A 21,513-nucleotide genomic window follows, 5' to 3' on the forward strand; every position below is an offset into this window, starting at 1 on the left:
GAATACGGCGCTTTTATATAAAGCACTTCGAAAAAGTGCGGTGGGGTGCCGCGGTAAGGCGACACCCCACCAACCCAGGGACTGGGTTATCCCTGGTATCCCGAAGCGCTGGGAGATGGGGTTAGCTCTCCGGGATGGGGCAGGTCAATGACCAGGAACCTAGGGTTTGGTTGTTTCTGCACTGTGTCACCGCTTCGGTTTTTTTGTTTCTTTCGCTTCAGTTTCCTTCGAGGGCCAGACCTTCGATCTGCATCGCCAGCAATTCGCGAAAATGCCCGTCATCCCGGGCCAGCAACTCTTGCTGCGTTCCCTGTTCGACAATGCAGCCGTCGCGGAAAACCAGGATCCGGTCGACACTGCGCACGGTCGACAGGCGATGGGCGATGACTATCGTGGTGCGTCCCTCCATCAGCTCTTCGATGGCTTCCTGAATCTGGGCCTCGGTGATCGAGTCCAGGCTGCTTGTCGCCTCGTCGAGAATCAGGATGGGTGCATCGGCCAGGAAAGCGCGCGCCAGGGCAACCCTCTGACGCTCACCGCCGGAGAGCTTCACCCCGCGTTCGCCGACCAGGGTTTCGTAGCCCTGCGGCAGACGCTGGATGAAGTCGTGGGCATGGGCGCGCCGCGCAGCCTGTTCGATCTCTTCACGACTGGCTTCCGGACGGGTATAGGCAATGTTTTCGGCCAGGCTGCGGTGGAACAGGGCCGGGTCCTGCGGCACCAGGGCAATCGCTCGCCGCAGGCTTTCCTGAGTCGCCCCGGCGATGTCCTGACCGTCGATCCGGATTTCTCCGTGATCGACGTCGTAGAGCCGCTGCACCAGCTTTACGAAAGTCGACTTGCCGCTGCCCGAAGGACCAACCAGGGCGACCCGTTCACCGGCCCCGATCCGCAACGAGAAATCGGCATAGATCGGTGTCCGCTGATTGCCGTAACGGAATGTCACGCCGTCGAAGGCGATCGCTCCGCCATCAGCCCGCAGATCCGAAGCGGTTTCACGATCGGCAACGTCGATCACCTGCTTTTGGAAACCGACAAGATCCTCGATTTCATTGATCGCCTTTTGCATGTTGCGCACATGCTGCCCGATCTCCCGCAGGTAGCCGTGGATGACGAAGTAGCTGGTCATCACGAAGGTCACATCGCCGGCCGTCGCCTGCCCGCGCGACCAATACCACAAGGCCAGCGACAGCAGCCCGGCCTGCAACAGCAGCGACATGACCGACAGCACGGTGCCGCCGTTGATCTCCCGCGACCAGGCCTTGCGCGCGCGCCGGCGCCAGAGATCGGCCACGTCGAAGAACCGCTTGTCTTCGCGTTTCTCAGCACCGAAGGACTTCACTGTCGCATTGCACGACACGGCATCGGCCATGGCCGCGCCGACAGCGGAATCCGACTCGTTCATGATCTCGTTGGCCGGTGCGACGTAGAGCGAGACCAACAAGATACTGACAACCAGATAGATGCTCACTGCCACCAGGACGAAAACACCCATCAGCAGCCAATTGACCATCAGGTTGGCGGTAATGCCGACGAGCACGATGGCCGCCGGCAGATAGCCGATGTAGATAGTGTCGGCGAACTCGTCGTATGCCCACATGCCGCGCGAGATCTTGCGCACCGTCGCCCCGGCGAAGCTGTTCGCCTGCCAGTCGGCCGAGAATCGCTGCACCCGATAGAAGGCATCGCCGATGATGCGCCGCATGGAGATCGTCGCCAGCGGAATCCAGAAGCGGTAGGACACTTCGCGAAAAAGATGGAAAGCCACCGAGATGCCAACGAAGGCCGTCAGAGCCCAATAGGCATCGCCGACCCTGGCCGCCGGTTCGGCAAAAGCCACATCGGCCAGGGAATCAATCAGCCGCCCGGCAAAAACAGGCAGAAAAACATCGCAAAGCGTCGCCAGGGCCATGGTGACGAAGGCGCCGCTGAGCAGCCAGGGGACCTGCCGCCAATAACGCCAGACGAAGACGGAGGCTTCGCGGAATCCGAACTTTTGCTTCATGGTTCTTTCGGGCCGCCGCAGTGCAATGAATTCCGCGGCGCTACCCTCCTCTTATACAAGTGACTTCAGGCGGTGCGCAGGCACCGCATCGACAAGCGAGCGACCGAAGGCTCAAGCGGAGGGAACAGGGAGGCGCGCGTGCAGTGTAGCGATGCCACGCAAGCCAACGACAATCCGATTTTTGAGATCCGCAGGCCCGGTCTGTGTCCCGGGCCCTACAACCGCCCTTCTAGCAGGGAGGCGCAAAGACGCGGGACTGGAAGATGTCAAACATGATGCTGTGCATCAGCTGTCCCTCATTGGGTGTCTTTGCATGCGGCGCCCGGATGGCGCCCTGCGGTGGCTGTTCTTGTGCCACAGAGCGCCGAAAGAAAAAAGTGAAAAAAATGTTTAGTCCACGCGCTTGCCGACGACTTAGAACACATCATGTCACAACTGCCTTGAGGCCGCCTGGGGTATCGCATAGCGTCGCAACGGCTGCTCAGCAATGGGAGACGCAACATGGCCTTGGCAGAAACAAGATCCGACGAAACGGTTTTTCTTCCTCTCAATCCTTCCTCGGAGTCGATCCTCCACGTTCGCTGTGGCAGCGACATTTATGAAGGCCTGCGCCAGGCGAGCATCCCTGGGGTCTTTCTGGAAGCTTCCGACCCTGTCTGTCAGGGACCACTGGACCCCAAACTACCGGCCGAGGCCCTGCGCCGAGCCCGTGCCGATTTCATCGCTACGACCTATCAGGGGTTCGAGGACGGGGCGATGGTCTTATCCAAAATGGAGGCCGAGGCCCGGGGCCTGGAACAGCTCGATCATTTCGCCAAAATCGTCCTCTGGTTCGAGCACGATCTTTACGACCAGACGATCCTGATGCGGTTGCTGGCGCAGCTGCAAGACGCCGCAAAAAAGCCGGACAGAGTGTTCCTTATAAACATCGACCGTTTTCCCGGCATCGCCCGCTTCAATGGTCTCGGGCAGTTGTCGCCGGAGCAGTTGGGCAGCCTCTGGGGTACGGAAAAACCAGTAACCCCGGCACTCTGCAGGGAAGCCGGGCGCCTCTGGCAAGCCTACAGCAGCGGCGATCCCCTGCGGCTGCAAACGGCGCTTGACGAAACCGCCGACGCGCTTCCCTTCGTTGCGGCAGCGATGCAAAGACACCTTCAGGAACTGCCCTGGCAAAGCAACGGCCTTAGCCTGACGGAAGCACTGTCACTGCGGGCCATCAGCGAAGGCGCCGGAACGCCCGGCCAGGTCTTCGCGCGTCTTGTCGAAGACTTGGAGCCCCTGCCCTATCTCGGCGATGCCATGTTCTTGCCGATACTGAAAGGTCTGGCGACGGCGCCGCGCCCGGCAGTAACGGATTTTTCGGACTGGAAGGACGAGATCTCGCTGACCGATTTCGGCACGGCTCTGCTCCATGACCAAGCGCGCTGGACGGATCACAATCCCCTCGACCGCTGGGTCGGCGGCCTTCATCTTCAGGGCGACCGCCCGCCCTTTTTGTGGAACCCGGCAAGCGGCCGGGCGATCGCCGCTCCCTGAGACCGTTGCGCGGCCTGCCTTGTTCTTTGCCCGGCTTCGCGGCACCTTGACGCCTGAGGTTCAGCAGCGATCAAAGGACGTGAAAGCGCCATGGGCAAGAAACCCCGCTCCTACAAGCCGGTCTCCGGTTTTGTGCTGCCGCGTTATGCCGGCATCCCAACCTTCATGCGCCTGCCCCATGTGCCGCTGGACGAGGTTGAGGACGTCCACATCGGCCTGATCGGGGTGCCCTGGGACGGCGGCACCACCAACCGGGCAGGTGCGCGTCACGGCCCGCGGCAGATACGCGATCTCTCGACCCTGATGCGCAACGTCCACCACGTCACCGGCGTAAAGCCGTTCGATCTCGCCAACTGCGCGGACCTGGGCGACACGCCGGTCAACCCCATCGACCTGCACGACACCATCGGCCGCATCGAGACTTTCTTCGGGGAAGTCCATGCCGCCGGAATTATCCCATTATCGGCAGGCGGCGATCATCTGGTTACCCTGCCGATCATGCGCGCCATCGCCAAGGAGCAGCCCGTCGGGATGGTGCACTTCGACGCCCACACCGACACCAACGACCGCTATTTCGGCGAACACAAACTGACCCACGGCACCCCCTTCCGCCGTGCCATCGAGGAAGGCTTGCTGGATCCCAAGCGCACGATACAGATCGGCATCCGCGGATCGCTCTACACCAGCCACGACATGGACTGGGGCTACGAACAGGGTATCCGCGTCGTCGGCATCGAAGAGTTCTTCGATATCGGCGTCGAAGCGGTGATCGCCGAAGCGCGGCGTGTGGTCGGTGACGGCCCCACCTACCTCTCCTTCGATGTCGACGGGCTCGACCCGGTCTATGCCCCCGGAACCGGCACACCGGAGATCGGCGGCTTTTCCACCCACGACGCCCAGCGCATGATCCGTGGCCTGCGCGGCGTTAACCTTGTTGGCGGTGATGTGGTGGAAGTGGCGCCCCCCTTTGATCCCAGCGGCTCCACGGCCCTGGTCGGGGCGACCATGATGTATGAGATTCTCTGCCTGCTCTCCGAAGTCGTCGCCAAACGGTAAAAATTCGATTAAAATATCCTGCAAATTCAACCTCATGGTTAACGGCCAAGACGGCCGTTGCAAAACTGCAGGAGGCGAGAATGAACAGGTACGCAAGGAACGACTACGCAAGTAAGAAGCAGTTGAGAAGCCAGAAGCGCGCACAGGCAAGAGCGGAAGCCGCGGATGCCCGAAAGCAGGGACTCCTGCTCGGCGTGGTCATCACCATCCTGGCACTCCTGGCGCTCTTTATCTGGTCACAGCCGGTCCACGCGGCGGTGAACGGTACGGCCACCACGGGCGTCACCGGCACCACCCTGTCGCAGTCGGCCGAAGAAACCCGTTCCCCCCGTGACGGCTTTGTCGGCCGCTGGTACGGCGAACAAAAACGCGCCGGCGGCAAAGTGAAGCGCTGGACGGTCGACGCCTTTCCCGACGGCGTGTTTCGCATCACCTTTCGTTTCTATGAAGCGGACGGCGCCTATCGCGAGCAGATCGAGGTCGGCGAGTGGGCGATCTCCGGCCCCGTCTACTTTCTCTCGACCAAGGGCTGGGTCGATGGCGATACCTTCCTGAAGGCAGACAGTTCCAGCCCGGAGCTCTACGACGCCTACCGCATCATCAGCCTGGAACCGAAGCTCTTCGAATACGAGCACTTCGTCAGCGGCAACCGCTATCAGGTGCGTCGGGTGAACAGCAGTTTCGTCCTGCCGGAGTAACCGCCGCCGCCCAACTCGTAAAAGCGATCTAGGTTGCGTAATCGACGGGCAGTGCGGTCGTGTACTTGATCGCCTCCATGGCGAAAGACGAAGAGACGTCGAACAAGGGGACAGCGGCGATCAGACGTTTGTAGACCGCGTCATAGGCCTTGATGTCCGGCACGACGATGCGCAGCATGTAGTCGATCTCGCCGGACATGCGGTAAAGCTCCACGACCTCCGGAATGCGGGTCACCTTGCTGGCGAAATCGCTCAGCCAGTCCTCGTCGTGGCGAGAGGTGCGGATCGCCACGAAGACCGTCACCCCCACATTCATCTTTTCCGGGTTGAGCAGCGCCACCCGCCGCTCGATAACGCCCTCGGCTTCCAGCTTCTGAATACGCCGCCAGCAGGGCGAAGCGGAAAGCCCGACCTGCTCGGCGATTTCCGCCACGGGCAGGTCTGCGTTCTTCTGCAGAACCTTAAGGATTCTTCGATCTATGTCATCCAAGGAATAAAATTCCACGAATCAGGAATATTGGGATAGATGTTTCCCTAATTACCCTGATTCTCCAGAAATTTGCAAGTTTCTGCCCCCGAATCCTCCTTAGACTTGCCGTCATCGCCAGCACAACGACTGCCGGGCCCGGAAATGGGCGGCAGCCTGCGGATTTGGAGCTTATCGTGAGCATGCGTTCTCTTTTCGAAGATCATCCGGCTTCCGTCGGAGAGACCTATTGGCAGCATCTTTGCTCGGCCTGGGGCTTCTCCTGGCGTATGGCTTTGGCCAGCCTCGCCTGCCTGGTCCATGCACTGTTGCCCTTTCTCTTCGAAAAGACCGGCAGCAAGGCCATCACACAGCTCCACGACCGGATGGTCGTCAATCGCCACCGCAACGCAGGGAGCCAAGCCGCAACGCCCGAGAGCAGCCTGCAGCGCGAAAGTTCAGCCGCTTAAAGACCCACGAATCTGCCGAAGAGGCGATACCGGCGCGAACCTGCACCTGACCAAGTAGCGTTCATCCAGGAATCTGATCGTTTTCCACTACCCACAGCGGACTGCCGCCGAACAAAGGCGAGCGGACATCCGGTCGCAGTGGAAAACGTTCTTTGCAGCGCTAATGTATAGGCGATGCAACAAACCACCCCTATGCAGTCGGCCGGACCCTTCCCAACAGCGTGGCGGATTGCCTCGGTATGGCTGGGAATCGCAGCGCTCTGTTTCCTTTCAACACCGTTGCGGGCCGAAACCACGCCCTTGCTCTTGCAGAATCATCCGCTGGTGGGCAGCCTCTGGGAAACCGAAAGCGGCCGCCGGGTTGATGAATCCGAACTGACCGCCGCAGCCCGGGCCGCGCACTGGGTCCTCCTGGGCGAGAAGCACGACAATCCTGAACACCATCGCCTGCAGGCCCGCATGGTCGCCGCCGTTGCCGGCGGCGGGCGCAAGCCGGCGATCGTCTGGGAAATGGCGGGCCCCGATCAAGCCGAAGCCCTCGCCGCGGCGCGGCTCGAAACAGTCGACAGGCTTGGGGCCGCTTTGGAATGGGAGGCACGGGGCTGGTCCACCTGGGCGATCTATCAGCCCATCGCCGAAGCGGCACTGAGCCACGGGCTGAAGATGTATCCCGGCAATCCGTCGCCGGAGACCGCCCGCAGGGTCGGCCGGGGGGAAACGCTTTCCGCATCCCTTGTAGAGCAGTTGGACTGGGACCGCGGGTATGACGCGGACCAGTTGGCGGCCTTGACCGATTTGCTGGCGGTATCGCATTGCGGGGCTTTGCCCGAAAGCGCCCTCGCCCCCATGGCCGATGTGCAGCGTCTGCGCGACGCCTGGATGGCCTCCAGCCTGCGCCGGGCGGATTCCGGCGGCGGCGCGATCCTGATCGCCGGCGCCGAGCACGTCCGCGAAGACCGCGGCGTGCCCTGGCGCCTTAAGGAAACGGTTTTCAGCCTGGCTTTTGTCGAAGTCTCCGAGGGGGAGGAGCAGGCCCGGAACTACCGCGCCTTCGATCCCCGGCTCTTCGATTTCGTCTGGTTCACCGCCAAGGTCGAAGAGCGGGACTGGTGCGCCCAGTTCCGCAAGACCTCGCAGGACTAGCAGCGGCCCATGATGCTGTCGCTAGACGGCTTCGCCCGGAATAAACCGCAGGACCATGTTGCCGGCCCCGTCCAGCAACACCAGATCCCGCTGTTCCAGACGGTAGCCGCGCGTGCTGTCCAACGCCCGCAGCATGCGGTCTTCCTGGCCCATCGCCGGTTCCGGACAAGCCCTGCGCGTTGAACCCAGATTGCCGAACGACATGGCGGAATCATCGACGATCACCGAACCGAAGTATCCGTTGCAGCCGGCATTGCCGCTGACCTTGCCGTCGCCGGCTATTGTCAGGGTCGAGGTAACACCCGGCGCCACTGGCACACCCTCGATCTGGCTGACCACCCAGTTGCGGTCATAGACCTGCTCGGCCATTTCGTCGCGTTCTTCCATGGTCAGGGAGCAAGCTCCGAGGCCGGCAACGACAGTCACGACTGCAAAACTCTTTCCGATTGTCCTGCCCATCACCCAGTCCCTCACGCTTCCGCCCGGTATCCGGTGGCGCCCCTTCCTGCTCCGACAACCCAAGGCTAACGCCAAATGTAGTGCTCTTTCCAGCCTGCTGAGCAGGAGCCAGGCATAATTCATCAAATTCGGGCCGATAAGGAATCCTATTGAGCGCCTGCCTTCCCTCGCTTTGGGTTATTTCGGTGTGAGTGCGCGCTCCAGGATTTTGCGGCAGTCGGCAGCGGCGGGCCCTGCACCATAGGTGTGCCGGAACTCACCCCGCAACCGACTTCCAACAAAGGTATCAGCGACAGCGGGGGAGGCATGGCGGCGCAGCAAAGCCGCTGCCGCTGTCCGAGCGAGGCCCTCGACAAACTGCCGCCCCCTTGTTTCCAGCCCCCCCGGCGCTCGCAGCATCTCCTTGAGATCGTTCAGCAAAGCCTCGATCCGTCTATCGCCCCCGGCCAGGTCTTCGAGACTTGCCATCACGCTCTCCGCGGCGGCGGGATCCTGGGACAAGACGCGGAGCACGTCGAGGCACATGACGTTGCCCGATCCCTCCCAGATCGCGTTCAATGGCAGCTCGCGGTACAGCCGGGCGGCCAACCCCTCCTCGACGTAACCGTTTCCACCGAGACACTCCATCGCTTCATAGCCCAGTGCGGGCGCCATTTTGCAAACCCAGTACTTGGTGACCGGCGTCATCAGCCGGCGCCAGGCCGCCGCTTCTTCGTCGTGCCCTGCCCTCTCGAAGGAACCCGCGAGGCGAAAGGCCAGGGCCGTTGCGGCCTCGACATCCACGGCCATGTCGGCCAGCACCTGCGCCATCAAAGGTTGATCGGCAAGGCGCTTTTGGAACACGCTGCGATGACGGCAATGATGAATGGCAAGAGCCAAAGCCAGGCGCATCTGACCGGCTGAAGCAACCGCGCAATCAAGCCGCGTGAGCGTCACCATTTCGATGATATTGGCGATACCGCGACCCTCTTCGCCGATGAGGCGTCCTTCGACCCCTTCAAGCTCGACCTCCGAAGAAGCGTTGGAACGGTTGCCCAGCTTCTCCTTCAGGCGCTGCAGGCGGAGCGGATTGACCGAACCGTCCGGCAAGAGACGCGGTACGAGAAAGCAGGAAAGCCCGCCCGGCGCCTGCGCCAACATCAAAAAGGCATCGCACATCGGCGCCGAAAGAAACCACTTATGTCCGACAAGGCGGTAAGCCGCACCCGGGCCGCCGCCGTCGATCGGTGCGGCCCGCGTTGTATTGGCGCGCACGTCGGTACCGCCCTGCTTTTCCGTCATCCCCATGCCTACGGTGATCGCTGTTTTCTCGTGCAGCGGCCTGAAGGAGCGGTCGTAAGCCCGCGACAGAATCTTCGGCAACAGGGTTTCGGCGATCTCCGGCTGCTTTGCCAGCGTCGGCACCGCCGCGTTGGTCATGGTAACCGGGCAGAGGTGGCCGGGTTCTGCCTGGGTTGTCATGTAGAGCCGCGCCAGCCGGGCCACCTGGGCACCCCGCGCCGGCGGTCTGCCAGGCGTCTTCAGGTGATCCCAGGCGCTGCAGTGAAGGCCGGCCTCGAAGCTTCTGGTCATGGCCTGGTGATAGGCCGGATGAAATTCAACGATGTCGGCTGGAAAACCCTTCTGGTCGTAACGGCGCAGCCGTGGTGGATGTTCATTCGCCAGGCGGCCGGTCTCGAAGCTCTCGGCACCGCCCATCAAGGCACCGAACTCGGTCAAGTCCGGCACGGCGTCAGCCGCCCCTTCGCGCGCGACCGCCTCGCCAAGAGCAGCATCCGTCATGAAAAGGTTCAGCCCTTCGAATGGCGGCGACTGGTTGGTCACTTCATGGGTCACGAAGGATGGCTCGGACATCACAGCCCCCTTTCCCTGGCCGGCCCCGTCCTTGGCTCAGTCTAGCATGGATCTTCCGGCCCGGGTTGGGGCCGGCTGGCACCTTTGCGGCCACGAGGTGATACGCTTTGCCCGCTATTGCGTATAGAGGAGGTTGTCACACAGTCATGATCTCATGCCCACGCGAAACCTAATCCTCATCTTGGGCGATCAACTCTCGCCCGGCCTGGCGTCGATCGTCACGGCCGACCCAAAGCGCGACCGTATTCTCATGGCGGAAATTCGCGAAGAGGCGACTTACGTCAAGCACCACAAAAAGAAGATCGCCTTCCTTTTCGCGGCCATGCGCCACTTTGCAGGGAACCTGGTCGAGGCCGGCTGGCAGGTCGACTATGTGCAGCTGGACGAAAAGGAAAACACCCACAGTTTTAGCGGCGAGGTTGAACGAGCCATCCGGCGCCATAAACCACAGGGTCTCGTCGTGACGGAACCCGGGGAATGGCGATTGCGTACAGCTATGGAAAGTTGGTCGAAAGACCTCGGTCTACCGGTCGATATCCTGGACGACGACCGCTTCCTCTGCGCGCGCGAGGCCTTCGCGGATTGGGCCGAAGGCCGCAAGCAGTTGCGCATGGAGTACTTCTACCGCGAGATGCGCCGCAAGACCGGTCTGCTGATGGACGGCGATGCGCCGGAAGGCGGCAAGTGGAACTTCGATGCGGAGAACCGCAAGCCCGCCAAGGCCGATCTCTTTATGCCCCGCCCCGCCCGCTTCGACCCGGATGACATCACCGCGGAGGTTCTGGACCTGGTCGGCAACCACTTCGCCGATCACTTCGGCGATCTGGCACCGTTCTGGTTTGCGGTCACCGCCGAACAGGCCGCGGCGGCCCTTGACCATTTCGTCGAAAAGGCCCTGCCCTTCTTCGGCGACTACCAGGACGCGATGCTGAAGGACGAGCGCTTCCTCTACCACTCCGTTCTCTCGATCTACATCAATGCCGGGTTGCTGGACCCGCTCGCCGTCTGTCGCCGGATTGAAACCGAGTACCGCAAGGGCCGCGTTCCTCTGAACGCAGCAGAGGGTTTCATCCGGCAGATTATCGGCTGGCGCGAATACGTACGCGGGATCTATTGGTTGAAGATGCCCGACTACGTAGAAGCGAACTTTTTCGACGCCCAACGGCCACTGCCGGACTTCTATTGGACGGCCGAAACCGAAATGGCCTGCCTGAAGGCCGCGGTGACACAAACCAGGGAAGAGGCCTACGCCCATCACATTCAGCGCCTGATGGTCACCGGGAACTTCGCCATGCTGGCCGGCGTTGATCCCAGGCAGGTGCACGAGTGGTATCTGATGGTCTATGCCGATGCCTACGAGTGGGTTGAGCTGCCGAACACCCTGGGCATGAGCCAGTTCGCTGACGGCGGCCTGCTCGGCTCAAAGCCCTACGCGGCCAGCGGCAACTACATCAACAAGATGTCCGACTACTGCGCGGACTGCCGCTACGACGTGAAACAGAAGACCGGCGACGACGCCTGCCCCTTCAACCCGCTCTACTGGGATTTCCTGATCCGCAACGAAGACAGGCTGCGCGGCAATCCGCGCCTCGCCCAGGTTTACCGGACTTGGCAGCGTATGAGCGACGACAAGAAAACTGACTACCTGAAGAGCGCCGAGAGAATTCTCTCGAACCTCAGCTAGCGCCACGCCCCGGCCGCTTGGACTCGCGGCGACAACGCTCCGAGCAATAACGAACCTGCTCCCAATCCCGCGCCCACTTCTTGCGCCAGACGAAAGGGCGCCCGCAGGCTGCGCAGACTTTCGTCGGCAGATCGGCTTTCTTGCGCATCACCGAGCCTACCACGGGTCACAATCCAAGAGTCCGATTCGGCTCTCCTCAACTGCGGCAGCTCTCGCAATGGCAGCGCCGTAGGGAGGCCTCCATGGCCGACCTAACAGCGCTGGAAAGCCCGCAAACTCCATAAGAAATCGCGAGAGTCAGACACGCACTAAACGTGTCAATTAATCAAAACCATGGCGATACTAAGCGCCAAGTTCACTCAACCAAATGTTAACTGGGCGGGCGCAGTCTTCCCCTCTGTGCGTTGCCAATTCCGGGAGCCCCCGCCCCTGACGCCTGATGGTGCAGCCGGCGGAATTCGGTCACTGCCAAGCATGATCTATCACCTCTACGACAACCACCGCCAACACCTGGGCATGTCGACCTCGCTGGAGGAACTGCAGAGTTCGGCACTGCAGGCCTTTCAGCAGAACGACATACCCCATGCTTACATTCGCTGGACTGACCCGGCCGGCGAAGCCAAAGAGCTGCGCGTCACCTCAGAAAGCATCGCCGCTGCGCGGCGCCCGGTCCCAACAACCCCGCCGCCGCCGCGCAACTATCAGGTCCAAAGCCCGCCCAGCGGCAAGCCGCAACTCACGGGCCAACAGCGCGCGAACCTGATGACCAACGTGGCGATCTTCTTTTTTCTGCTTTACCTAGCCAGCGAAATTGCCGCGATCATCCTGAAAGAACCAGTCTCCCAGGCGGTCTTCGGACTCTGAAGCCGCTCTCCCTGAAACCGACCTAAGTCAGGTACCCCGCCGCCTCTTCCAGGTCTTCGGGGCGGTTGGTGTTGAAGAAGGGGTCAAGGGGGCCGGCAGGCGTTTGGATGTCGGGAAAGTCCACCTCCACCAGTTTGTGGCGGGCGGTCCAGCGGTCGACCTTGCGGATTTCTTCCTCGATCATAGCGCGGCGCAGGTCTTCGCGCAGGCTGACGCGCCAGAGCCCGAAGACCGGGTGGGTGCGGCCATGGGTGATCGCACAGGCGAGATCAGCCCCCTCTGCCTCAACGGCTTCAGCCATCCGCGCGACCATGTCTTCGGGGAAAAACGGCGCATCACTGGCAAAACTTGCCAACCATTGGGCGTCCGGCGCCGACTGCGCCGCCCAGTCCAGACCAGTGAGGATACCGGCCAGGGGGCCGGCGTAACCTTCCACCACGTCGGCGGCGACCGGCAGGCCGAAGGCCTCGAAGCGCGCCGCATCGCCGTTGGCGTTCAGCACCAGAGCCCCGACCTGGGGCCGGGCCCGTTCGACGATGCGGGCCAGGATCGGCCTTCCGCCGAGATCGCGCAGGCACTTGTCGCCGCCGCCCATGCGCCGTGACAGGCCGCCGGCCAGCAGCACCCCGGCGATCCCCTCCCCGGCCACGTTTTCCACCGCAACCGTCATTCAGGCTGCATCATCGCTGCGGCCGGACTTGCGCTGGTGGCGCGGATCTTCGTCCTCCAGTCCGTCGGGATCGTGATCGAAGACCAGGCGGTCCTGCCCGGCCAGGGCGACGAAGCGCTTGCCCTTGGCCCGGCCCACCAGGGTGAGGCCGGCCTGGCGCGCCAGTTCCACCCCCCAGGCGGTGAAGCCGGAGCGCGACACCAGGATGGGAATACCCATCTGCACCGTCTTGATCACCATCTCAGAGGTCAGGCGTCCGGTGGTATAGAAGATCTTGTCGTCCGGCGCGATGCCGTGGCGCAGCATATAGCCGGCGATCTTGTCGACCGCATTGTGACGCCCAACGTCTTCCATGTAGAGCAGCGGCCGGTCGCCCTGGCAAAGCACGCAGCCGTGGATCGCGCCGGCTTCCAGATAGAGGCTGGGGACGGCATTGATCTTCTTCGACAGGCTCACCAGCCAGGAAGTCTTCAGCATCGCGTCCTGCGGCAGGGCAACGGTCTCGAACTTCTCCATCAGATCGCCGAAGACGGTACCCTGGGCGCAGCCGGAGGTGCGCACCTTCTTCTTCAGTTTTTCCTCGTAGTTCGTCTCGCGCTCGGTGCGCACCACGACGACATCGAGTTCCTCGTCGAAGTCGACGCCCTCGATCACGTCGTCCGGGCGCAGCATGTTCTGGTTCAGCAGATAGCCCAGCGCCAGATAGTCCGGATAGTCGCCGATGGTCATCATGGTGACGATCTCCTGCCCGTTCAGGAACAGGGTCAGGGGCCGCTCGACCACAACCGCGGTTTCGATGGCCGTGCCATCCTGATCGACGCCGGCGATGCGTTCGGTCAGGCGCGGGTCCGCCGGGTCCGGGCGCAGCGCGAACTCGCCGAGCAGCGCCGGGTCCACCGCCTTTGCCTTTCCTTTGCGCAGTTGTTTCACCGCCATCCCTTTCATCGGCGCCTCGCCGTCTTCCGCCACTGCCTTTTCGGCCATGGACAATCCTCCCAACGATCTGCTCTCGAATATGGAGCCCACAGCCGCCGACCACAAGCCGACGACCGAGAAATCGCTTTAAGAGTTCCGTTTCATTAATGAATATCAAATGATTATAGGGGATTCTTCGAGCCATGAAATTGACGTTTTCGAGTGACGCCTGCGCGGACCTTGGTGGCCTTCGACGGCCCCGCTATAAGGTTGTCATGAATCGGATTCCCGCCCGCCTCGCCGCCACCCTGATTCTCCTGGCCACCACGATCTTGGGGGAACTGACCGCTTCGGCTCAGGAAGCGGGATCGGAAACACCGCTCCCACAGGAGCCACCTTCGCTGCGCTTCGAACTGGCAACCGGCAGCCTGCCGCCCCTGGCCGAACGCCTGCCGCAGACACCGCGGGCGGATCTGCCAACGCGCGAAGACTGGCGGGAGGGACGCTACGGCGGCAGCCTGCGTCTGCTCAGCCGTTCCGGCCGCGACGCCCGCGATCTGGTGCTGCTGGGCTACGCAAGACTGGTGGTCTGGGACGAGTCCTTCGAGTTGGAGCCGGACATCCTGCAGTCGGTCGCCGTAGAAGACGGCCGCATCTTCACCCTCACCCTGCGGGCCGGCCACCGCTGGTCCGACGGCAGGCCTTTCACCAGCGACGACTTTCGCTTCTGGTGGGAGGACGTTGCCAACAACGAGACGCTTTCGCCGCGCGGACTGCCGCCGGAGATGCTGGCCGGGGGCAAGCCCCCGCGCTTTGAAGTGTTGGATGAAGTCACGCTGCGTTTCACCTGGGAAACCGCCAATCCGCTGTTCCTGCCGGCACTGGCGGGCACCGCACCGCTGTTCATCTACAGGCCCCGCCACTACCTGCAGCAATTTCACGCCGCCTATGTCGACGAGAAGGTGCTGAACGAACAGGCCGAGGCCATGGGCCTGCAGTCCTGGAGCGAGCTGTTCAGACGCCGCGACCGGCTGTTCCGTTTCGACAATCCGGAGATGCCGACCCTGCAGCCCTGGGTGAACACCGTAGCGCCCCCGGCCGAGCGTTTCGTCGCCCGGCGCAATCCCTACTTCCACCGGGTCGACGGTCAAGGCCGCCAACTGCCTTACATCGACGAAGTGGTTCTGACCCCAACCCAGCCGCGCCTCATGGCAACCAAGGCCGCGGCGGGGGAAGGCGATCTCATGGCCCGCGGTCTCTCCTTCAGCGATGCGCCGGTCCTGAAGGCCGCCGAGGAACGCGGTGAGATCACGCTGCGGCTCTGGCCCATCGGACGCGGCGCCCAGTTGGCGCTCTATCCCAACCTCAACGTCGTTTCCCCGGGCTGGCGCTCGGCGTTGCGCGATGTCCGGTTCCGCCGCGCGCTGTCCCTGGCGACCGATCGCGACGAGTTGAACCAGGTGCTCTACCAGGGCACGGCGCTGCCCGGCGCCAATACCCTGCTGCCCAGCTCGCCGCTCTATGCCGAAGCCGCGCGGCAGGCCTGGGCCGCTTACGACCCCGACCAGGCCAATGCGCTGCTCGACGACATGGGGATGCTGTGGCGTGATCAGGACGGCATCCGCCACCTGCCCGACGGCCGCCGCGCCGATCTGATCATCGAAACCGCCGACACCGACCCGGCGGAGGTCGACGCCCTGGAGGTGATCACCGAACAGTGGCGCAAGATCGGCATCGCCGTGCTGGTGCGCAGCCAGGGGCGCCAGGCGGCACGTCAACGGGTGCGCAGCGGCGCCACCACCATGAGCATCTTCTACGGTCTCACCAACGGCCTGGCGACGGCCTCCATGAGCCCGGCGGAACTGGCCCCGACCAGCGACCGCCAGAACAACTGGCCGCTCTGGGGCCTTCACTTCGAAAGCAACGGCGCCGCCGGCGAGGCCCCGGAATCGCCCGAGGCACAGGAACTTCTGGCGCTCTATCAGGCCTGGGTCAGCGGACCGGACGAAGCGGCAAAGGCGAAGATCTGGCAGCGGATGCTGCAGATCCACGCCGACCAGGTCTTCACCGTCGGCCTCTTGGGCGCCGTCCGCCAGCCGGTGGTCGCGAACGTCGACCTGCGCAACCTGCCTGACGAGGCCGTCTACCTCTACGACCCCGGCGCCTATTTCGGCCGCTACCGCCCGGATACCTTCTGGTTCGCAAAGAGGCTGAGATAGGCGGCAAATCCCGCAGGAAAATTAGGGTCGTCTTTGTCGGGGCCGAAACGGTAGTATGCAGTTGAGTGGTCATACCAATTGGTCCGAAGATCAGGCCAAAAGGACGACACGCCGAAAAACAACGAAAAGCGGTCCGAAGGGGTAGCCGGCGCGTCGGGGCGCGGCGCTCGCAGTCAGCGGAACCGCCTGGTGGAGAGACAGTCTATGGAGATGGGCGGCAAGCGCGTCCTCGTCTGCAATTGCGAAGCTTCCATGCCGCTGGACGAAAAGGCGCTGACCAAAGCCTGTCAGGCAGCGGGGGCCAGCGGGGAAGCCGACCTCAACAGCCAGCTCTGCCGGGCACAGCTCGGCAACTTCCAGCAGGCGATCCTCGGTGACCAGCCGGTGCTGGTCGCCTGCACCCAGGAAGCGCCGCTGTTCGGCGAGGTGGCGGCGGAGGACAATCCCCAGGCGAACATCGATTTCGTCAACATCCGTGAGGACGCCGGCTGGTCCGCCGAGGCCGGCGGCGCAACGCCGAAGATCGCCGCGCTGCTGGCGGCCGCCGCGGTGGAGGCCGAACCGACCCCGCTGGTCGCCCTGGCATCGCAAGGGGTCTGCCTGGTCTACGGCAAGGACGAACGGGCGATCGAAGCCGCCAAGCAATTGGCCGGCCGCCTGGAGGTGACGGTGCTGCTGAGCCGGCCCGGCGAGATCCTGCCGCCGCGCAACATGGACGTGCCGGTCTTCAAGGGCAGCATCGTCCAGGCCAAAGGGCACATGGGCGGTTTCGGCATCACGGTGAATGACTACGCCCCCGCCTCCCCCTCCGGCCGGGCGCAGTTGGTCTTCGAGGCGCCGCGCGACAACGCCTTTTCCGAATGCGATCTGATCCTCGATCTGACCGGCGGTACGCCGCTGTTCCCGGCCCATGAGAAACGCGACGGCTACCTGAGGCCCGACCCCGGCGATCCCGTCGCCGTGCAGCGCGCGCTCTTCGAACTGGGCGACATGGTGGGCGAGTATGACAAGCCGCGTTACGTGAAGTACAATGGCGACATCTGTGCCCATTCGCGCAGCCGCAAGACCGGCTGCACCCGCTGTCTGGACGTCTGCCCGACCTCGGCCATCACCTCCGCCGGCGATACGGTGGAGATCGATCCGCTGGTCTGTGCCGGCTGCGGGTCTTGCGCTTCGGTCTGCCCGACCGGCGCGGCCACCTATCAGTTGCCCGCCGGCGACAGCCTGTTCATGCGGTTGCGCGAACTGCTCGACGCCTACGGCAAGGCCGGCGGCGCGGCCCCCCTGCTGCTGCTGCATGACGACAAACACGGCGCCGAGGTGATCGCCCTCTCGGCCCGCCTCGGCCGCGGCCTGCCGGCGCGTGTCCTGCCCCTGCCCTTGAACGAGGTCACCCAGGTCGGAATCGATTTCCTCGCCGCCGCCTTCGCTTACGGCGCCGAACAGGTGGTCATCCTGGCCGACCCGAAAAAGCGCGACGAGTTGAGCGGCCTGGCCGGTCAGATCGGTCTGGCGGAAGCGGTCCTGAGCGGCCTCGGCTACGGCGCCGGCCGCATTCATCTCGTCGACGACGCCGACCCGGAAGCGCTGGAACGGCAGCTCTATGATCTTGCCGTGCCGGAGCAGCATATGACCGGCGGCAACTTCCTGCCCCTCGGCGGCAAGCGCAGCCGGGCCTTCCTGGCTTTGCGTCATCTGCACGACAAGGCGCCGCAGCCGGTCGATCAGCTCCCCTTACCACCCGGCGCGCCCTTCGGCGCCGTAAAAGTCGATACCGAGGGCTGCACCCTCTGTCTCGCCTGTGTCGGCGCCTGCCCGACCGGCGCCCTGCTGGACGACGAGAGCCGTCCCTGGCTCGGCTTCAAGGAGGACGCCTGCGTGCAGTGCGGGCTCTGCCGCAACACCTGCCCGGAGTCCGTGATCACGCTGGAGCCGCGGCTGAACTTCACCAGCGAGGCCATGGGCGCCGTCGCCCTCAACGAGGCAGAGCCCTTCGAGTGCATTCGCTGCGGCAAACCCTTCGGCGTGCGCCAGTCGATCGAGCGGATCGCCGATCAGTTGGCCGGCAAGCATCACATGTTCCAGGACAGCGACCAGATCGACCGCATCAAGATGTGCGACGACTGCCGGGTGACCGTGCAGTTCGAAAGCCCTGACAATCCCTTCCAGGGCGCTGCCCGCCCGACACCGCGCACCACCGACGACTACCTGCGCGAGCGCGAGATCGAGGACGCCCGACAGAAGGTCCTGGCGGAGCGGGCCAACGGGAAGCCGGAAGACGGCAGCGGTAACGCTTGAGGCCTGGGCGGCGGTTAATCGCCTTTTCACCAAGAGCGGAGTAGGCTTGTCGCCATGACTTCTGACGGCGAAAAGCCCGACCCCTTTCTCCATGCCTACCGCGACGATCTGGCGGCGGCTTCACTGAAGGGCCGGGTATCGGCAGAACGGTTCACCGAGGGCCGGCAAGCCGGTATCTGCAAAGGCCTTGTCGACCTGCGCCGCGAACCCAACGCGACTTCGCGCCTCGACACCCAGTTGCTGTTCGGCGAAACCGTTACGGTCTACGACGAACGCGATGGCTGGGCCTGGGTCCAGAACGAAACCGACAGCTACGTCGGCTATGTCGAGAGCGCTGCCCTAGGCGAAGCGCCGAAGCCGCCGACCCATCATGTGTCGGCCCTGCGCAGCTACCTGTTTCCGGAACCGGACCTGAAGGCACCGCCGCTGGGCTGCCTCAGCATCGCCTCGCCCGTCCGCGTCGTCGGCGAAGACGGAGACTACGCGGCCTTGGAGGGCAGCGGCTTCCTCTATCGCAAACACCTCGCGGCCCTGCCGTCGGAAAACGAAAGCGACTATGTCGCCAGCGCGCTGCGTTTCCTCGGCACGCCCTACTATTGGGGCGGGCGCAGCAGCATCGGTCTGGACTGCGCCGCGCTTATTCAGATCTGCCTCGCCCGCGCGGGGATGCCGGTATTGCGCGATTCCTACATGCAGGGCAGCTCGGTCGGGCAGGCCGTCGACTGGCGGCCGGGCGAAACGCTTTTGCGACGCGGCGACCTCGTCTACTTCCCCGGCCACTGCGTCATCATGCTGGACGACCGGGAAGTGGTGCACGCCAATGCCTTCACCATGTCGGTGGCCATTGAAGCGCTGGAAGCGGTGGAGCAACGGGTCATCGCCGAAAGCGGCGGCACCGGCATCACCGGCGTCCGGCGGCTCCGCCCTTAGACCCGGCTTAGATCCGGCCTGCAATCCGCCTGGACTATTGCGGCGGGGGCCCGCTGCCGCCGCCCACCTGGGCCTGACAGAGCGCCTCGGCCCGGCTCTTGAACAGATCCGCCTGCTGGGCGGTGATGGTGCCCTCGGCGGCCATGCGGTCGATATCCACGGCCCGTTCCGCCAGACAGCGCGCCACGGGGTCGTCTGCCGCAAGGCCGGCTTCTTCCGGCGGTGGAAAGATGTCGTCGCGGTGCATCCAGCCCAGGGCGGCAGCCATAAGGAAGGCCACCCCAAGGGCCCAGAGTCGGGCAGCCGGGCGGTCTAGAAATGAGACCTTTTGAGACGAATCCGTCATGCCCGAGAGGCTAAAGCCCCAGGATTGCCGCCGCAAGCCGGGCCATCGGCGGCCTGGGCGGAAATGTTCTTGGAAAATGGCTTGCCCCTACGAAAGTTGGGGGCGAAATATCGGCCGGCTGCTATTATTTTGATAAGCATCAATGAGGTGCGCCGGTTCCGCAGTCAACTTGGGCCGGACAAGACCAAGGTTTGGGAGAGGCTTGATGGCAGAGATGATCGATCCCTTCGGGAGGGCGATCACCTACCTTCGTGTATCGGTGACGGATCGTTGTGACTTCCGCTGCGTTTACTGCATGGCGGAGAACATGACCTTCCTGCCGAAATCGGACATTTTGAGCCTGGAAGAGCTCGACCGGGTCTGCAGCGCTTTCGTGCGCCAGGGCGTGAAGAAGCTGCGCATGACCGGCGGCGAGCCGCTGGTGCGCCGCGACATCATGAAGCTGTTCCGCAGCCTGTCGCGCCACCTTGAAAGTGGTGCCCTGAATGAACTGACGCTCACCACCAACGGCAGCCAGCTCGGCCGCTTCGCCCATGAACTGGCGGATATCGGCGTGCGGCGGGTGAACGTTTCCCTCGACACGCTGAACCCGGACAAGTTCGCCGCCATCACCCGCTGGGGCAAACTCGATCAGGTGATGGCCGGGCTCGATGCGGCCAAGGCGGCCGGGCTGCAGGTGAAGATCAACGCCGTGGCGCTGAAGGGCGTCAACGACGACGAGGTCGACCGGCTGGTCTCCTGGTGCGGCGACGAGGGTTTCGATCTGACCTTCATCGAAGTCATGCCGATGGGCGACATCGGCGGCGAGGACCGGGTTGAACAGTATTGGCCGCTTTCCATGCTGCGCGCGCAGTTGGCCGAATCCTGGACTCTGGACGAGATCGACTATCAGACCGGCGGACCGGCCCGCTACGTGCGGGTGAAGGAAACCGGCGGACGCATCGGCTTCATCACGCCGATGACCCATAACTTCTGTGAAAGCTGCAACCGCGTGCGGCTGACCTGCACCGGCACCCTCTATATGTGCCTGGGCCAGGAAGACGCCGCCGACCTGCGGGCGCCTCTGCGCGCCAGCGAGAGCGACGGCCTGCTCGACGATGCGATCATGGAAGCCATCGGCCGCAAGCCGAAGGGCCACGACTTCATCATCGACCGCCGCCGCAAGCAGCCGGCGGTGTCGCGCCACATGAGCGTCACCGGCGGCTGAACCTGCCGGCCAGTCCCGACTACTTGATCAGAACCTGATGGGCGAAGTCGCGCCCGTTGGAAATGGTGATCTGCTCGAAGCCGAGCATCTTCGCCAGATCGAAGAAGGTGAAGTAGTCCTCCACACCCAGTTCCGAGAAAACCGGCAGAAGGCGGGCCACCGCGGTCATCTGGGCGAAGATCGCCCGCGCCCGGTAGACGGTGTCGATCCGGCCGTCGTCCAGCGCCACGATGATGAGTTTTTCGGCCTCCGACCCCTTGGCGAAGATCGCCGCCGTCGGCGGATAGGGCGCCTTGTTCTGTTCGCTGGTGATGCCGGTAACAAAGGCGATGCGCGCTTTGCGGGAGGCCTCCGGCAGGGTGAAGGAGCGCGCCTGATAGGTCTCTGTCGTCTCGGGTACGGGATAATAATACTCCGAGTGACGGTCATCCGCCCGGGCCGCGCCCCCGGCTGCCGTCATGGCGACCAGCGCCATTCCAAAGACCCCCATCAAGGCCACTAAAAACTGTCGTCCGGTCCGCAAACCAGCCTGCATCTACCCTCTCCCTGTTCTTTGACCCACCAGTATTGGCGCGCAGCCTGCGGGAGCCCCCGCGGTTTGGCAAGTAACGGTTTTGGCAGTGGGCTTCCGTTTTCGCCCATTCATTCGGGGAAGAACGCAGTCTGGCGCTGTCCCGGCTGATCGCTATACTC

The 21,513-nt window shown here is 63.5% G+C and carries 20 protein-coding genes; 11 read left to right on the top strand and 9 right to left on the bottom strand.

From position 1 onward, the window contains the following. Positions 1 to 217 precede the first annotated feature (217 nt). The gene (locus ACP146_RS15535) at positions 218 to 2,005 is read right to left on the bottom strand and encodes an ABC transporter ATP-binding protein (RefSeq protein WP_422367661.1); all 1,788 of its coding nucleotides are present in this window, start codon (positions 2,003 to 2,005) and stop codon (positions 218 to 220) included. Positions 2,006 to 2,506: 501 nt separating this feature from the next. Between ACP146_RS15535 and ACP146_RS15540 the strand changes: the two genes are divergently transcribed. From ACP146_RS15540 to ACP146_RS15550, 3 genes are all read left to right on the top strand, one after another. Continuing rightward, complete coding sequence (locus ACP146_RS15540) at positions 2,507 to 3,541, top strand: DUF1835 domain-containing protein (protein ID WP_422367662.1); 1,035 nt, start codon at positions 2,507 to 2,509, stop codon at positions 3,539 to 3,541. Between the two features lie 90 nt (positions 3,542 to 3,631). After that, positions 3,632 to 4,597 (top strand): agmatinase, encoded by a 966-nt coding sequence (gene speB / locus ACP146_RS15545; RefSeq protein WP_422367663.1) that lies wholly within the window; start codon positions 3,632 to 3,634, stop codon positions 4,595 to 4,597. Between the two features lie 80 nt (positions 4,598 to 4,677). Beyond that, positions 4,678 to 5,295: a hypothetical protein gene (locus ACP146_RS15550; protein ID WP_422367664.1), complete on the top strand. Its 618-nt coding sequence runs from the start codon at positions 4,678 to 4,680 to the stop codon at positions 5,293 to 5,295. Between the two features lie 28 nt (positions 5,296 to 5,323). Here ACP146_RS15550 and ACP146_RS15555 read toward each other — a convergent pair whose 3' ends face one another. After that, a complete protein-coding gene (locus ACP146_RS15555; RefSeq protein WP_422367665.1) occupies positions 5,324 to 5,785 on the bottom strand; it encodes an Lrp/AsnC family transcriptional regulator in 462 nt (153 codons plus the stop codon). Between the two features lie 179 nt (positions 5,786 to 5,964). Here ACP146_RS15555 and ACP146_RS15560 point away from each other — a divergent pair, with 179 nt between their 5' ends. Together ACP146_RS15560 and ACP146_RS15565 are read left to right on the top strand one after the other, a co-directional pair. After that, positions 5,965 to 6,231: a DUF6356 family protein gene (locus ACP146_RS15560; protein ID WP_422369659.1), complete on the top strand. Its 267-nt coding sequence runs from the start codon at positions 5,965 to 5,967 to the stop codon at positions 6,229 to 6,231. 300 nt (positions 6,232 to 6,531) lie between these two features. Beyond that, positions 6,532 to 7,374 (top strand): ChaN family lipoprotein, encoded by an 843-nt coding sequence (locus ACP146_RS15565; RefSeq protein ID WP_422367666.1) that lies wholly within the window; start codon positions 6,532 to 6,534, stop codon positions 7,372 to 7,374. A 21-nt stretch (positions 7,375 to 7,395) separates the two neighbouring features. Here ACP146_RS15565 and ACP146_RS15570 read toward each other — a convergent pair whose 3' ends face one another. Together ACP146_RS15570 and ACP146_RS15575 are read right to left on the bottom strand one after the other, a co-directional pair. After that, the gene (locus tag ACP146_RS15570) at positions 7,396 to 7,800 is read right to left on the bottom strand and encodes an META domain-containing protein (RefSeq protein WP_422367667.1); all 405 of its coding nucleotides are present in this window, start codon (positions 7,798 to 7,800) and stop codon (positions 7,396 to 7,398) included. 210 nt (positions 7,801 to 8,010) lie between these two features. Next, the gene (locus ACP146_RS15575) at positions 8,011 to 9,687 is read right to left on the bottom strand and encodes an isovaleryl-CoA dehydrogenase (protein WP_422367668.1); all 1,677 of its coding nucleotides are present in this window, start codon (positions 9,685 to 9,687) and stop codon (positions 8,011 to 8,013) included. Positions 9,688 to 9,868: 181 nt separating this feature from the next. Here ACP146_RS15575 and ACP146_RS15580 point away from each other — a divergent pair, with 181 nt between their 5' ends. Further along, positions 9,869 to 11,371, top strand: coding sequence for a cryptochrome/photolyase family protein (locus tag ACP146_RS15580; RefSeq protein ID WP_425032826.1), 1,503 nt, complete (start codon positions 9,869 to 9,871; stop codon positions 11,369 to 11,371). On the opposite strand, the gene ACP146_RS15585 is transcribed toward ACP146_RS15580, so the two are convergent. Next, complete coding sequence (locus ACP146_RS15585; protein ID WP_422367670.1) at positions 11,364 to 11,519, bottom strand: DUF2256 domain-containing protein; 156 nt, start codon at positions 11,517 to 11,519, stop codon at positions 11,364 to 11,366. The two genes, ACP146_RS15580 and ACP146_RS15585, sit on opposite strands and share 8 nt — an antisense overlap. Positions 11,520 to 11,845: 326 nt before the next feature. On the opposite strand from ACP146_RS15585, the gene ACP146_RS15590 reads away from it, so the two are divergent. Further along, a complete protein-coding gene (locus ACP146_RS15590) occupies positions 11,846 to 12,235 on the top strand; it encodes a hypothetical protein (protein WP_422367671.1) in 390 nt (129 codons plus the stop codon). Positions 12,236 to 12,257: 22 nt separating this feature from the next. Here the strand turns inward: ACP146_RS15590 and mobA are convergent, their stop codons facing one another. Next, positions 12,258 to 12,905, bottom strand: a complete 648-nt coding sequence (gene mobA, locus ACP146_RS15595; RefSeq protein ID WP_422367672.1) for a molybdenum cofactor guanylyltransferase MobA — start codon at positions 12,903 to 12,905, stop codon at positions 12,258 to 12,260. After that, positions 12,906 to 13,841, bottom strand: coding sequence for a formate dehydrogenase accessory sulfurtransferase FdhD (fdhD, locus tag ACP146_RS15600; RefSeq protein ID WP_422369660.1), 936 nt, complete (start codon positions 13,839 to 13,841; stop codon positions 12,906 to 12,908). A 254-nt stretch (positions 13,842 to 14,095) separates the two neighbouring features. Between fdhD and ACP146_RS15605 the strand changes: the two genes are divergently transcribed. The 3 genes from ACP146_RS15605 (at position 14,096) to ACP146_RS15615 (ending at position 19,267) form a co-directional block, all read left to right on the top strand. Beyond that, on the top strand, positions 14,096 to 16,039 hold the full coding sequence (locus tag ACP146_RS15605; protein WP_422367673.1) for an ABC transporter substrate-binding protein: 1,944 nt from the start codon (positions 14,096 to 14,098) through the stop codon (positions 16,037 to 16,039). A 189-nt stretch (positions 16,040 to 16,228) separates the two neighbouring features. Further along, entirely contained in the window at positions 16,229 to 18,337 is a 2,109-nt protein-coding gene (locus tag ACP146_RS15610) for a 4Fe-4S binding protein (protein WP_422367674.1), read from the top strand. Between the two features lie 54 nt (positions 18,338 to 18,391). Beyond that, on the top strand, positions 18,392 to 19,267 hold the full coding sequence (locus tag ACP146_RS15615) for a C40 family peptidase (RefSeq protein ID WP_422367675.1): 876 nt from the start codon (positions 18,392 to 18,394) through the stop codon (positions 19,265 to 19,267). 34 nt (positions 19,268 to 19,301) lie between these two features. Here the strand turns inward: ACP146_RS15615 and ACP146_RS15620 are convergent, their stop codons facing one another. After that, positions 19,302 to 19,535 (bottom strand): hypothetical protein, encoded by a 234-nt coding sequence (locus ACP146_RS15620; RefSeq protein WP_422367676.1) that lies wholly within the window; start codon positions 19,533 to 19,535, stop codon positions 19,302 to 19,304. A 292-nt stretch (positions 19,536 to 19,827) separates the two neighbouring features. Between ACP146_RS15620 and moaA the strand changes: the two genes are divergently transcribed. Next, complete coding sequence (gene moaA / locus ACP146_RS15625) at positions 19,828 to 20,820, top strand: GTP 3',8-cyclase MoaA (protein WP_422369661.1); 993 nt, start codon at positions 19,828 to 19,830, stop codon at positions 20,818 to 20,820. Positions 20,821 to 20,839: 19 nt separating this feature from the next. Here moaA and ACP146_RS15630 read toward each other — a convergent pair whose 3' ends face one another. Next, positions 20,840 to 21,355, bottom strand: coding sequence for a molybdopterin-guanine dinucleotide biosynthesis protein A (locus ACP146_RS15630; protein WP_422367677.1), 516 nt, complete (start codon positions 21,353 to 21,355; stop codon positions 20,840 to 20,842). Positions 21,356 to 21,513 lie beyond the last annotated feature (158 nt).

This window comes from Pelagibius sp. (assembly GCF_965249265.1).
In the GTDB taxonomy this organism is placed as follows: Bacteria; Pseudomonadota; Alphaproteobacteria; order Kiloniellales; family Kiloniellaceae; genus Pelagibius.

Bases quoted from the DNA above. Each gene is read 5' to 3' on its own strand.
- ACP146_RS15535 (WP_422367661.1), bottom strand. From the start codon at position 2,005: ATGAAGCAAAAGTTCGGATTCCGCGAAGCCTCCGTCTTCGTCTGGCGT.
- ACP146_RS15540 (WP_422367662.1), top strand. From the start codon at position 2,507: ATGGCCTTGGCAGAAACAAGATCCGACGAAACGGTTTTTCTTCCTCTC.
- speB (WP_422367663.1), top strand. From the start codon at position 3,632: ATGGGCAAGAAACCCCGCTCCTACAAGCCGGTCTCCGGTTTTGTGCTG.
- ACP146_RS15550 (WP_422367664.1), top strand. From the start codon at position 4,678: ATGAACAGGTACGCAAGGAACGACTACGCAAGTAAGAAGCAGTTGAGA.
- ACP146_RS15560 (WP_422369659.1), top strand. From the start codon at position 5,965: ATGCGTTCTCTTTTCGAAGATCATCCGGCTTCCGTCGGAGAGACCTAT.
- ACP146_RS15575 (WP_422367668.1), bottom strand. From the start codon at position 9,687: ATGTCCGAGCCATCCTTCGTGACCCATGAAGTGACCAACCAGTCGCCG.
- ACP146_RS15585 (WP_422367670.1), bottom strand. From the start codon at position 11,519: ATGCGCAAGAAAGCCGATCTGCCGACGAAAGTCTGCGCAGCCTGCGGG.
- ACP146_RS15590 (WP_422367671.1), top strand. From the start codon at position 11,846: ATGATCTATCACCTCTACGACAACCACCGCCAACACCTGGGCATGTCG.
- mobA (WP_422367672.1), bottom strand. From the start codon at position 12,905: ATGACGGTTGCGGTGGAAAACGTGGCCGGGGAGGGGATCGCCGGGGTG.
- fdhD (WP_422369660.1), bottom strand. From the start codon at position 13,841: ATGGCGGTGAAACAACTGCGCAAAGGAAAGGCAAAGGCGGTGGACCCG.
- ACP146_RS15605 (WP_422367673.1), top strand. From the start codon at position 14,096: ATGAATCGGATTCCCGCCCGCCTCGCCGCCACCCTGATTCTCCTGGCC.
- ACP146_RS15615 (WP_422367675.1), top strand. From the start codon at position 18,392: ATGACTTCTGACGGCGAAAAGCCCGACCCCTTTCTCCATGCCTACCGC.
- ACP146_RS15620 (WP_422367676.1), bottom strand. From the start codon at position 19,535: ATGGCTGCCGCCCTGGGCTGGATGCACCGCGACGACATCTTTCCACCG.
- moaA (WP_422369661.1), top strand. From the start codon at position 19,828: ATGATCGATCCCTTCGGGAGGGCGATCACCTACCTTCGTGTATCGGTG.
- ACP146_RS15630 (WP_422367677.1), bottom strand. From the start codon at position 21,355: ATGCAGGCTGGTTTGCGGACCGGACGACAGTTTTTAGTGGCCTTGATG.